Here is a 12,278-nt window from a genome sequence, read left to right as displayed (position 1 = left end):
GTTCCTGCAGCGATAGGCTACAAAACGGCGAAATCCGCTCTCGGATGTTGGGTAATCTGCTGCATCGCAGCGACGCCTCGGGAGTTTGAAAGAGACACGACGAAATGCAGCATGCTGATCCGCAGTCCGGTGTTTCGACTACGTTGGCTCCTCTCCGGAATCCCGCGTTTCGCGCGATCTGGACGGCCTCGCAAATTTCCAGTCTCGGATGGCTCGTGCAAACGGTTGCCATCAGTTGGCTGATGGCGACTATTTCGGCGTCCGACCTGATGGTTGCCCTGGTGCAGACTGCTTCGACATTGCCGGTATTTTTCCTGTCGATCCTCGCCGGCGCCATCGCCGACAATTTTAGCCGCCGATGGGTGATGTTTGCAGGACACTGCCTGTTGGCGCTGGCGTCGACGACGCTGGTGATTTCTGTGGGAATGGGATTTATCAGTCCCTGGCTCATCCTCGGACTGGGTTTCCTCGCCGGCAGCGGCTTCGCCTTGAATGATCCTGCCTGGCACGCTTCCATCGGCGATATCCTGCACAAGCGCGACATTCCGGCCGCGGTGACGCTGACGTCTGTCGGATACAACATCGTGCGCAGCGTTGGTCCGGCTCTTGGGGGCGTAATCCTGGCTTTCTTCGGACCACTCACCGCTTTCGCCTTGGCCGCGCTGTGCGATCTGACGCCGCTTGGTGCCATCTGGCGCACCAAATGGCACGTTCGCGCTTCGCCTCTCCCACGTGAGAAAATGACCACGGCAATCCATGACGGTCTGCGCTTCACGGCAATGTCCTTCGAGATCAGATCAGCGGTCGTCCGGGCGACCCTGTTCGGCTTGGCCAGCATCTCTATCCTCGCACTGCTGCCTCTCGTCGTCCGCGACCAGTTGGTAAGCGGGCCAATCGTCTATGGCATTCTGTTGGCCGGCTTCGGCGGCGGGGCTTTCGCCGCGGGCGTGTGCAACAACTTCCTCCGGCGGATCATGTCTCAAAACAAGCTGGTGGCGGTCGCCTCTGTTGCCTGTGCAGCGTGCTGCCTTTCCCTTGGCCTGACGTCGTCGGTTGCGGTGGCGGCTTTTACCCTAGCACTCGGGGGTGCCGGATGGCTGATTACCTGGACGGGCATCGACGTCTCGGTGCAGCTGGCCAGTCCAAGATGGGTTGTCGGCCGCACACTCTCCATCTACTACGCCTTGAGCGCTGGCGGCATGGCGGCCGGCAGTTGGGTCTGGGGAACCGCCGCCCAGAACTACTCCCTGACCTGGGCTCTGGAGGGCGCGGCGGGGGCTCTGCTGCTGGTCGCGGCAGCGGGACTGCTGTTCCCCGTGCGTCCATGGGAAGAAGCGGACCAGGAAAGTTCGGATTTCCTTGCCCCCAATCTGGCGCTCGATCTGAAGCCCAGGAGTGGTCCGATCGGCGTCAAAATCGAGTATTCCATATCCGAAGAGAACATCAAGGCGTTTCTGGCTTGCATGCGCTCCAGACGGCATGTTCAAAGCCGTGCCGGTGCCCGAAACTGGACGCTGCAGCGCAACCTGCAAATGCCGTCAGTTTGGACGGAGACATTCCGCACGCCAACCTGGATGGATTTTCTTCGCCTCAACCATCGGCTTACGGCAGCCGATAAGGACCTCGTCGAGCAGCTCCAGGTCCTGCATGATGGGGAGCGTCCGCCGCAGACGGTGCTTTCGATCGAGCGTACGGTGGACGCAGCCCGCACCCGGCCCGTCGAAGTCATTTCGCGGCCCCTGAGGTGATGTCGACATGATCCCATCAACCAATGAACAGCTGGGCTTGCAGCGGGCTTCCGGCCGCGGAAGTCTGGCGAACATCACTTCGACCAAAGCCGATACAACGTCGCCTGCTTCAGCTCCTGACCTGCGGATGGCAATACCCCATGCCTCGCAGGGCCACTCGGCTGCCGTTGATCCTCTTCCAACGGCAGCCGCTTTTTCTCGGTGCGTTGAGGCAGCGCTAAGCTCAACCAGATCTTCTTTCCCGTCCGCCCCCAAGGCAAGGTGGCTGTCGTCGGACCAGTTGCGACGGCAGCCACGTCTCACCGCATCGCAAGACGGTTTGGCGAACACGTAAAGGCAACCGAAGCACCCAACCGGAGCGTTCGATGACAGCGACCACATCTCCATTCAGCTTTCGGCTTTCCGCGGTCTCTCTCGACGGGTCTTTCGGAAGGCAGTCGGACAAAGACCAAAAACGTGAACAGGGTGTCGCGATCTTCGACCTTCTGGACAACAATAGCTTTGCACCCGTTGGTCACGACGGTGGACCCTATCGGCTGTGCCTAGTCTTGGCCGACAGGCGGCTGGTCATGACCGTCACCACCCAGAACGGGGCGCCAGTCCTTTGTCACCATTTCTCGCTCACCTCCTTCCGCCGGCTGCTTAGGGATTACAGTCTTGTCTGCGACAGCTACTCTGATGCAATGGCCGGCTCGGAGCCCTAGAGGCTCGAGGCCATCGACATGGGGCGCCGGGCCATTCACAGCCAAGCATCCGAGCTGCTCTTAGAACCACTGCGGCCGAAAAGCGTACGATCCGCTTCGCTCGTCGACCAACTTGTTCGACGATGACGAGCCAGAAGGCAAATGCCTTCCGCCCCATCGAACTTTGGACCTTTGCCGTCCGGGGCGTAACGACCCGGGGACATTGTCCGTCGCCTTGTCGGCTCCGCGACACAGATCGCCTCGACCATATGTTCAATTTACCCATCTAACTGTCTGGAAGAAAAGCAACTTGACCATTTTAAAGAACTCTACGACTGGCATGATTTCTGCTGATCATGCCACGCCTAGTTAATTGTTTTGGAAAGTCACAGAAATGCGGCGCGAAGACCTCCCTATAGCGAGCTCGACTTTCGCTCCCCTCCACAATGCGGCGTTTCGGTCGATCTGGACCTCCATACAGGTCGCCAATCTTGGTTGGCTCGTGCAAACGGTCGCAATTAGTTGGCTCATGGCGACGATTTCCACATCCGACCTGATGATCGCGCTTGTTCAGGCATCAACCACCCTGCCAGCGTTCATCCTCTCGATCGTGGCTGGAGCAGTTGTAGACAATTTCAGCCGCCGGTCGGTGATGATCGCTGGCCTCTTTCTGATCGCGCTTGCCTCAATCGTGCTGTTGCTTTCTGCCGGCTTTTTCCTTGTCAGTCCCTGGCTCATTCTCGGATTGGGGTTTCTGGCTGGCTGCGGCTTCGCGCTTTATGATCCTGCTTGGCATGCTTCGGTGGGGGATATCCTCGACAAGCGAGATATCCCAGCGGCAGTAACGCTTAATTCGCTCGGCTACAACATGACGCGAAGCATAGGACCCGCATTGAGCGGAGCGATTCTGGCTTTCCTCGGGCCGTTGGCCGCTTTCGGCTTTGCGGCAGTTACCAATCTGGCGCCTCTCAGTTCCGTGTTGCAAAACAAATGGCATGTACGTCCGTCTCCCCTGCCGCGGGAGCGGATCGCAACGGCCATTCACGATGGAATGCGGTTCACCGCGCTGTCGTCAGGTATAAGGGCGGCGATCATTCGCGCGACCCTGTTCGGGCTCGCCGCCATATCGATCCTCGCACTTCTACCCGTTGTTGCCCGAGATCGTCTGGCTGGCGGCCCCATCCTCTACGGCATTCTGTTCGCGGGCTTTGGGACTGGCGCCTGCATCGCCGGATTGAGCAACCGAGTCCTGAGGGAGGTGGTCCCGCAGGAGTGGTTGATGGCGCTTGCGTCAATCGCTTGTGCTCTCTGCTGCCTCTCACTCGCCTTCACCTCCAACCCGTTTATTGCCACCCTTGCATTGGTTTTCGGCGGCGCAGGCTGGGTCATAACTTGGACCGGTTTCGATGTATGGGTCCAACTGGCAAGCCCAAGATGGGTCGTTGGTCGCACTCTCTCCATCTACTGTGCCTGCCTTTCTGGCGGCATAGCAGCCGGCAGTTGGATCTGGGGCACTGTCGCACAATCCTACTCCTTGGCGTCGTCTTTCGAGTTGTCCGCCTTAGCCCTGTTCCTCGTAGGAGCTCTCGGGTTTGTTTTGCCAGTCTTTCTCGGTGCTGATGGCGACCAGCAGGGCTCCGAATTTCCCGCCCCGCAACTGGCGCTTGACCTGAAACCCCGCAGTGGCCCAATCGCAGCAAGGACGGTTTATCTCATCGCGGAGGAGAGCCTCGAGACGTTTCTTAGTCACATGCGGGCACGCCGGTTCGCCATGAGCCGAGCGGGAGCGCGTGATTGGACACTCCAGCGAGACATTCGAACCCCCGCGCAATGGGCGGAGACATTCCGCACACCGACCTGGATGGACTTCCTGCGGCTGAACCATCGGCTCTCGCCGGCGGATCAGGAGATATCGGAACTCCTTTCCGCTCTACATGAAGGCGACCGCCCCCCTCAAACCGATCTTGCAATCGAGCGAACGGCGAACGCCAAGCCGGTCGAGCGGGCGATTTTCGCGTCCGTGAGGTGATGTAGGTATGGGCTCAGCCAACCATTGCAGCCGCGCTGATGCCTTGGAGGATCACAATGTGGCATGTGACCCAATGGGGTTGCCGCGTTCGCACCACCTACAATGCCGGCGCGCAGCACGCCAGTCCAGGGCATCACGCCGCGTCCGTCCTCTCGACAAATGTCGGCAAGCCGGAGATCAGCTGTCGGGTTTTGTCTGGGCCGCGCGATCGAGTTGGTGAATTGCCTCGTTTGGCTCAGCCTAAATCGTTGACCAGGAAGAAGAATGTCTTGTGAGGCTCAATTCGCCAAAGTGGCACGGGCCTTGCTCTGAGGGGAGTGGGGAAACAACGAAAGGTCATTACCAATGGCTAAACGAGCACTCATCCTGCTTGAAGGTTCGAAGGGCAATGGTCCGCTCTACGTCCGAGAGGCTAAGCGTCTTGGTCTTCATCCAATTACCCTGGCGACTGATCCAGCTCAGTACGACTATCTCGTGGCAGAAGGCAGCCAGGCCATCCGGGTTGATACCAACGATCTCGAGGCGCTGATCAGCGAGTGTTCTCGGCTGCGTGCGACGTGTGACATTGCCGGCATTACAGGCTTTGCAAACCCTGGCGAGTCGATCTTTGTAACAGTTGGCAAGCTCTGCCGGCATTTCAATCTGCCGGGGCCTGACCCCGCGTCCATAGAACAATGCTGCGACAAGTACGTTCAACGTCAGCTCCTCGCGCAAGCCGGCGTTCCGATGCCGGCTTACCGCTTGGCAGCAAATGCGAGAGAGGTCGAAGGCGCCGCCGCAGAGATCGGCTTACCGGTAGTTATTAAGCCAGCTGTCGGCAACGGCAGCAACGGTGTTCGATTGTGCCGCACCATCCATGAGGTGTCTGACCATGCGACCTATCTATTGCACGGGACGCACGTATGGCAGTCAGCGCCCCGGATTTTAGTCGAAGAATTCGCACAAGGCTCATATTACGGCGCCAACATAATGGGAATTGAGGTCATTGCGGTTGGCACCGCGGCCTTCGGCCCTCCACCGCATTTCGTCTTTTGTGAATACCTTTTTCCTGCCCCTCTAACTGAAGACGAGCACGCGCGTATCGTTGATGTTTCGCTGAGCTGCTTGCAAGCTCTCGGCCTTAGCTGGGGACCAACCAACATTGAATTCCGATGGACGAGGCGTGGCCCCGTCGTCATTGAAGTCAATCCGCGTCTTGCGACTGGAGAATCTGAACTGGTTCAGCTCGCCTACGGCATCGATCTTGTCAATGAGCATATCAAGCTTGTCATCGGCGACGAATGCGATTTGCGCGCAAAGCATTCCCGCACTGCAGCAGCGCGGTTCCTGGTTCCTGATCGAGATGGCGTTCTCGATCGGATCGAGGGCACCGGTCTGGCGGCTGCTGTACCAGGTGTCGTTGATGTCAGACTTTATGTCGCACCCAAAACGCCGATCGTTAGGAAAGGCAACGACCGGGACATGATCGGACATGTCATCGCCGCTTCAACGAGCCCAGCTCAGACGAAGGCCATACTTCAAAGAGCCGTCGACATGGTTACCTGGTCGATCACACCAGTTCCGACCCTTGATGAGCAGGACCAATTCGCACCCTCATCACACCCGCGCAGGCGATAGGTGGTATGTGCCGATGATGGACATGCAAGGTGTAGCCAATGCAGCCAATATGCAAACTGCCGACTTCGCCGTGAAACTTGGTTGCCGCATGCAGCCGACCTGAACACCTTCCTTAAACACAGTAGGAACTGCTGCGACTGTTCCGTCTCAGGCTTAGGGGTTTATATGAAAACTGCTCGAAAAAACCGAACCGATCTCAAGGTCATCAAGTTCCTTGAGGGGACGCGCGCTGTTGCCCTGCGTGAGCTGCAAGCGAACAGCTTTACTCTTTATAAGACTACAGAATTCTATCGGGAACAGATCACCAACAGTGGCTATTACGAGCAGCTCAAGCACATTGTCGAGCCCTCATTCGAAGAGTTCAAGAGCCACGGTGATTTGGATACGAGTGGCGAGCACGACAACACGGTTGTGCCCGGATTTCAGCACAAGTACGCTGAGACGGGGTTAGTGTTGGTAACTGACCGTTGCGCTTCATATTGCCGCTATTGCTTTCGCAAACGCATTGTTGGCAAAGACTCCGAGGAAATTGCAACTGACTTTGCCCAGATTGCGCGATATATTGGCTGTCATCCTGAGTTAACGAATGTGCTCCTATCAGGGGGCGATCCATTCGTGCTTAGCACTACCAAGCTCGATGAAATTCTCGATTATCTGCTGCCTATTCCACATTTGAATTCCATTCGCATTGGCACAAAAATGGTCGCCTACGAGCCCAAACGGTTTGAGGATCCAACCCTCGCGTTTTTTTTCCGACGAATCCATGAAGCAAGTAAGGCCGCAGTGATAGTGACCCATTTCGACCACATCGGTGAAATCTCGGTCGATGCGGAGCGCAACATTCGCTCGTTACGCGCACTAGGTGTGCAGTTCCTCAATCAGTCTGTGCTTCTCGCCAAGGTCAATGATGATCCCGAAATCTTGGCTGCTACCTTCGCTAAGTGCCATCAAATGGGTGTCCGCCCCTATTACCTCTTTCAAGGCAGGCCGGTGAAAGGCGGGTCACATTTTCAGGTTCCCCTCCGCCGCGGACTGGAGATTGCCCACGCCATCAATCAACGTGTCAGCGGAATGGAAAAGACATTTAAATACATCATGTCCCACTATACAGGAAAGATCGAGATTCTCGACCTTGGAGCAGATGGCCGGTTGTATATGCGGTACCATCAGAACAAGTGCTCACAAGAGATCGGAAAGGTGTTCTCCCGACCATACCTGGAGGGCGCCTGCTGGTTGGACGATTTGCCGGAAGCATGAGACCGAAAGGCGTGCTGCGCTAATTGGCACCCAAATGCCCAGAATAAAAAGCCGATGTCAGTTTGCGCTCCGAGCACATTATTGAACACAACGAAAGGTCATTACCAATGGCTAAACGAGCACTCATCCTGCTTGAAGGTTCGAAGGGCAATGGTCCGCTCTACGTCCGAGAGGCTAAGCGTCTCGGTCTTCATCCAATTACCCTGGCGACTGATCCAGCTCAGTACGACTATCTCGTGGCAGAAGGCAGCCAAGCCATCCGGGTTGATACCAACGATCTCGAGGCGCTGATCAGCGAGTGTTCTCGGCTGCGTGCGACGTGTGACATTGCCGGCATTACAGGCTTTCCGGGCTTCGAAGAGTCGCTCTATGTGACAGTTGGCAAGCTCTGCCGGCATTTCAATCTGCCGGGGCCCGACCCCGCGTCCATAGAACAATGCTGCGACAAGTACGTTCAACGTCAGCTCCTCGCGCAAGCCGGCGTTCCGATGCCGGCTTACCGCTTGGCAGCAAATGCGGTAGAGGCCGAAGGCGCCGCCGCAGAGATCGGCTTGCCGGTGATCGTTAAGCCAGCCGTCGGCAGCGGCAGCAGCGGTGTCCGATTGTGCCGCACCATCGATGAGGTGTCTGACCATACGAATTATCTGTTGGTCGGGACGCACGTATCCCAGTCAGCGCCCCGGATTCTGGTCGAAGAATTTGCGCATGGCCCACTCTATAGCACTGATACAATGGGCAAAGCGGTCATTGCGGCTGGCCACGCCGACTTCAACCGCCTGCCGCACTTCGTCCCTTGCGGGAGCATGTTTCCGGCTCCGCTGACTGAAGACGAGCATGCGCGTATCGTTGATGTTTCGCTGAGCTGCTTGCAAGCTCTCGGCCTTAGCTGGGGACCAACCAACATTGAATTCCGATGGACAAGGCGCGGCCCCGTCGTCATTGAAGTCAATCCGCGTCTACCGGGTTGGACCACACCTCGGCTCATTGAGCTCGCCTACGGCATCGATCTTGTCAATGAGCATATCAAGCTTGTCATCGGCGACGAATGCGACTTGCGCGCAAGGCATTCCCGCACTGCGGCCGCGCGCTTCCTGGTTCCTGATCGAGATGGCATTCTAGATCGGATCGAGGGCACCGGTCTGGCGGCTGCTGTACCCGGTGTGGTTGATGTCAGACTTTATGTCGCACCCAACACGCCGATCGTCAGGAAAGGGGATTACCAGGACATGATCGGACATGTCATCGCCGCTTCAACGAGCCCAGCTGCGACGAAGGCGACACTTCAGCGCGCCGTGGACCTAATTGGCTGGTCGATCACACCATTTCCGGCCCTTGTTGAGTAGGACCAATTCGCGCCCTTAACACACCCGCGCAGCATTGCCACAGGACAGGTGGTATTTCATGCTGTAGCCCCGATGATGGACATACAAGGTGTAGCCAATGCAGCCAATATGCAAACTGCCAGCTTCGACACAAGGACCATCACTCGCATCGCATCTAGCAAAAATGCAGGTGTAAAAATACGCCGGTCGGATGCTCTCTGAGATGAAGCGGCTTCGCCGCTGGTGAAAACCTGGCACCAGTGCCGCCCGTTTCCGGTCGGGTGGCGCTGGAGAAAGACCGAAAGTACCTAGGCTCGCGTGGGCCGCCTGGCTGCGACGCTGCTCAGCTCCCGTTCACTCGTTCACTGTGCGTGACCTTGCCCCGTTGAAATAATCCATTTTGAAGTAAGCTCTGGCCCATTGAGAGGACCAGAGAATGAAGCGCAACCGTTTCACGGACGAACAGATCATCGGCATTCTGAAGGAGCACGAGGCGGGCACGCCGGTCGCGGAGCTTTGCCGCAAGCACGGTGTCATCGATGCCAGCATCTATAAATGGAAAGCCAAGTGAGAACACGAAGCTGAAGCGGCTTCTGGCGGATGCCATGCTCGACAATGCCGCTTTGAAAGACCTTTTGGGAAAGAAGTGGTGACGCCCGCAGCCCAGCGGAAAGCTGTCGCACATCTCATGAACCAACATGCGATGAGCGAACGGCGGGCGTGTAAAGCCATCGGTTTTTGCCGGATGACGATCCGTTATGACACTAAACGCAGCGACGATCAGGGCCTTCATGTGCTGCTCAGGCGCGAGGGACACCTTGTGAACCACAAGAAGCCCTTCCGGCTCTATCGCGAGGAGAAGCTGACGGTGCGCAAGCGTGGCGGCCGAAAGCGAGCGATAGGCACACGAGCACCGATGCTGGTTCCGATGGCGTCCAACGACCGTTGGTCGTTGGACTTCGTGTCGGATCAGTTCACCGATGGTCGCAGGTTCCGGGTTTTGACGGTCGTCGACGATTGCACCAGAGAATGCCTTGGCCTCGTCGCGGATACCTCGCTTTCCGGCCTGCGGGTTGCCCGTGAGCTTGATCGGATTATCGAGGAACGTGGCAAACCCAAGATGATCGTCAGTGACAATGGCAGCGAGTTCACCAGCAACGCGATCCTGCAATGGGCCGGCCGGACCAAAGTCGATTGGCACTACATCGCACCAGGCAAACCGATCCAGAACGCCTTCATCGAAAGCTTCAATGGTCGGCTGCGCGACGAACTCTTGAATGAAACGCTCTTCTCGTCACTGACCCACGCTCGATCAGCTCTTTCAGACTGGCGCAGCGATTACAATCCTGTTTCATAACGCCCATCTTTCTATGTTGTTGAAGGGAATAAGCTTTCCTGATCTGGATGCGATCCTGTGGGGTGTCGAGGGTTCTGCCGGGCGCGATCGAGGATCTGACGTGCTTGTGAGGTCGCGAGTTTTGAACGGCTGAAGATCCATGGGCCATCGGGTAGCGGATGAGTCCCCTCAATCTCGCCGGCCTCGGCCGCCAGACGCAGCGTCTTTGGCGTTATCCCGAGCAACTTCGCCGCCCCGCCCAGATTAAGCCACGGCTCGACCCCGTCGATCTGGGGGCGGAAGACCGGAATCTTGCGATATGACCTCAGCGCAGTGACCCGCTCCCGTGTCCAGCGATTGCCATTGCCGGTCGTCAGTCCGTTGCGATTGAGGACACCGGCAATCACATCGTCATTGGCGATAAGGACAAGCTGTCGTACGGCGTCGACAATATCGTCAGGCGTCGCGTTTCTTTGCCCGCGGCGCCGCTTCGGCAGACGCAGCTCGGTGTGGACACCACCAACCCAATGAATGACGAGGACAATCTCAGAGGTTCCATCATCGAGATCGGCGACTACTTCATTGATGAGCGTGCGCACGATGCGCTTCTTAAGCCTTGCATCGGTTGTCGGCGCCGTCCAGACAGTGCGAAGGTTTCCCGCAAGTGCGGTTACCTGTGATGCGGACATGGCGAACGGCTGCGGCGTAACTGTCCGATGTTTGGCAATCTTGGCCTCGATCTCGCCGACGCGAGCAAGCGCCTTATTCCAGGGCGCTTCGAGCTCCGACGTCACCAGCCTGTTCTCCGGATCAGCCGCGTCGTATTGTCGGAATGCCCGGTCGGCGACATAGCGCGCCGCCTCGAGGTCGCGCAGAAGGGCATCCTGAACCTGGTCGCGTTGGCTGGCCATATTACGTTCCGCCTCGATGGCGGCGGTAACGGCTCCTGGTTCGACCACGCCAAGCAGTGCCTCTTCGATCGCGTCATCGACCCGCAGACCGCCGAAAGCAATGCAGCGGGGCTCGCCATTATCGAGCAGACCACGCCAGCAGGAATAGCGCGGAATATTATGATTGTTTCCGGTGTACCGGACCGTCAGCTTCCGACCGCACCTCTTGCAACGGAAAAGGCCGGTAAGCAGAGCGTCACCATGCTTCGGCGCTCCGTGATGGCGGCTGGACGGCACATTGTTGCTGACCATCTTGCGGATCTCCTCCGCCCGTTCCCAACTGACGTAACCTTCGTGTGCATCCGGGATCAGCGCCAACCATTCATCACGCGTCTTGCGACGAATTCCAGATCGGCCATCGTATCCCGGCACGGCGCGACTCTTACCATAAGCGTATGCTCCGCCGTAGATCGGGTTCGCAATCATCCGGTGGATGGTAGCATAATTTGGCCTGCGCCAGATGACGTCACCATTGGCGTACCTGACCGGCAGGTCCAGCCCCTGTTCGAGGAACCATAGCAGAGCCTGCCGCGCACTGCCGAGTTCGGCAACCTTGTTGAAGACGAGTGCAATGGCTTCCTGGATGCGTCGGTCGGGATCCTTCTCGATCCTGTCACCGGCCTTTACAAAACCGACGGGAACAGCGACGACGAGTTCACCGCGGCGAGCCTTCTCATAGCGGGCGGAAAGGGAACGCTGACGCAAGAGATCGAGCTCATACTCGTTGAGACTGCCCTTCAAACCCAAGAGCAGGCGGTCGTTGCCCTGGCGGGGCGCATAAACCGCTTCCTGATCGACCAGAACGGTATCGACAACACGGCACATCTCGATGAGTTGCTGCCAGTCCCGGCTGTTCCGGGCGAAGCGCGATACCTCACGCGCGGCCACGGCGCCCACCTTGCCAAGGCAGACTTCCGCCACCATCCGGTCAAATCCAGCGCGGGTCACGCCGCCGGCGGCCGAACGACCAAGGTCATCATCCACCGTCTCTATATGTGACCATCCGAGTGCTGCCAGTCGGTCCCGCATGGCATACTGCAGGGCGCTGCTTTCGCGATTGTGCAGAACCTGGTGAGCTGAGGACTGCCGAACATAGAGGATGGCCTTCCGCTCGAGATGGTGCGGTCCGATCTTCTCATGCATCATGACCGGTCTCCTTCTGCTGGGAGACGCGCCCGCAGTTTGCGTGATCGACGAACAGCCGCACGATGAGCACCGTCAGCGTTTGGCGGGTCTCCTCCGGCAACTCCGGCCATTGCGGCGTCCCTGCCGTCTTCCCGCGCTGCGGGGCCGAGAACAGATCGAACTGGTATGTCATGGACTGGCGAGGCATGGA

General features: G+C 58.0%; 7 protein-coding genes and 2 pseudogenes. 7 read left to right on the top strand and 2 right to left on the bottom strand.

Annotated elements, in window-relative coordinates:
* Positions 1–104: 104 nt before the first annotated feature.
* The 7 genes and pseudogenes from CUJ84_RS33980 to CUJ84_RS33945 all read left to right on the top strand — a co-directional run.
* Positions 105–1,748, top strand: a complete 1,644-nt coding sequence (locus CUJ84_RS33980) for an MFS transporter (RefSeq protein WP_105009899.1) — start codon at positions 105–107, stop codon at positions 1,746–1,748.
* A 365-nt stretch (positions 1,749–2,113) separates the two neighbouring features.
* Positions 2,114–2,578, top strand: a pseudogene (locus CUJ84_RS33975) (UPF0262 family protein).
* Positions 2,579–2,825: 247 nt separating this feature from the next.
* The gene (locus CUJ84_RS33970; protein ID WP_105009898.1) at positions 2,826–4,460 is read left to right on the top strand and encodes an MFS transporter; all 1,635 of its coding nucleotides are present in this window, start codon (positions 2,826–2,828) and stop codon (positions 4,458–4,460) included.
* Between the two features lie 345 nt (positions 4,461–4,805).
* The gene (locus tag CUJ84_RS33965; protein ID WP_105009897.1) at positions 4,806–6,077 is read left to right on the top strand and encodes an ATP-grasp domain-containing protein; all 1,272 of its coding nucleotides are present in this window, start codon (positions 4,806–4,808) and stop codon (positions 6,075–6,077) included.
* Positions 6,078–6,242: 165 nt separating this feature from the next.
* Positions 6,243–7,334 carry a KamA family radical SAM protein gene (locus tag CUJ84_RS33960; protein ID WP_245457629.1) on the top strand — a complete coding sequence of 364 codons (1,092 nt, stop codon included), beginning with the start codon at positions 6,243–6,245 and terminating at the stop codon, positions 7,332–7,334.
* A 107-nt stretch (positions 7,335–7,441) separates the two neighbouring features.
* Positions 7,442–8,677 carry an ATP-grasp domain-containing protein gene (locus CUJ84_RS33955; RefSeq protein ID WP_105009896.1) on the top strand — a complete coding sequence of 412 codons (1,236 nt, stop codon included), beginning with the start codon at positions 7,442–7,444 and terminating at the stop codon, positions 8,675–8,677.
* A 415-nt stretch (positions 8,678–9,092) separates the two neighbouring features.
* Positions 9,093–10,001: pseudogene (locus tag CUJ84_RS33945) on the top strand (IS3 family transposase); the annotation flags it as partial.
* Between the two features lie 23 nt (positions 10,002–10,024).
* On the opposite strand, the gene CUJ84_RS33940 reads toward CUJ84_RS33945, so the two are convergent.
* A complete protein-coding gene (locus CUJ84_RS33940) occupies positions 10,025–12,088 on the bottom strand; it encodes a recombinase family protein (protein WP_105009893.1) in 2,064 nt (687 codons plus the stop codon).
* Complete coding sequence (locus CUJ84_RS38500; RefSeq protein WP_197728458.1) at positions 12,078–12,275, bottom strand: hypothetical protein; 198 nt, start codon at positions 12,273–12,275, stop codon at positions 12,078–12,080. The genes CUJ84_RS33940 and CUJ84_RS38500 overlap by 11 nt, the downstream gene beginning before the upstream one ends.
* Positions 12,276–12,278 lie beyond the last annotated feature (3 nt).

The sequence above is a fragment of the Rhizobium leguminosarum genome (assembly GCF_002953715.1).
GTDB lineage: Bacteria > Pseudomonadota > Alphaproteobacteria > Rhizobiales > Rhizobiaceae > Rhizobium > Rhizobium leguminosarum_V.
The sequence above is the reverse complement of the archived record's forward strand: the minus strand, read 5'-3'. Positions and strand labels throughout refer to the sequence as shown.

Coding starts and splice junctions, on each gene's coding strand:
- CUJ84_RS33980 (WP_105009899.1), top strand. CDS start 105: ATGCAGCATGCTGATCCGCAGTCCGGTGTTTCGACTACGTTGGCTCCT.
- CUJ84_RS33970 (WP_105009898.1), top strand. CDS start 2,826: ATGCGGCGCGAAGACCTCCCTATAGCGAGCTCGACTTTCGCTCCCCTC.
- CUJ84_RS33965 (WP_105009897.1), top strand. CDS start 4,806: ATGGCTAAACGAGCACTCATCCTGCTTGAAGGTTCGAAGGGCAATGGT.
- CUJ84_RS33960 (WP_245457629.1), top strand. CDS start 6,243: ATGAAAACTGCTCGAAAAAACCGAACCGATCTCAAGGTCATCAAGTTC.
- CUJ84_RS33955 (WP_105009896.1), top strand. CDS start 7,442: ATGGCTAAACGAGCACTCATCCTGCTTGAAGGTTCGAAGGGCAATGGT.
- CUJ84_RS33940 (WP_105009893.1), bottom strand. CDS start 12,088: ATGATGCATGAGAAGATCGGACCGCACCATCTCGAGCGGAAGGCCATC.
- CUJ84_RS38500 (WP_197728458.1), bottom strand. CDS start 12,275: ATGCCTCGCCAGTCCATGACATACCAGTTCGATCTGTTCTCGGCCCCG.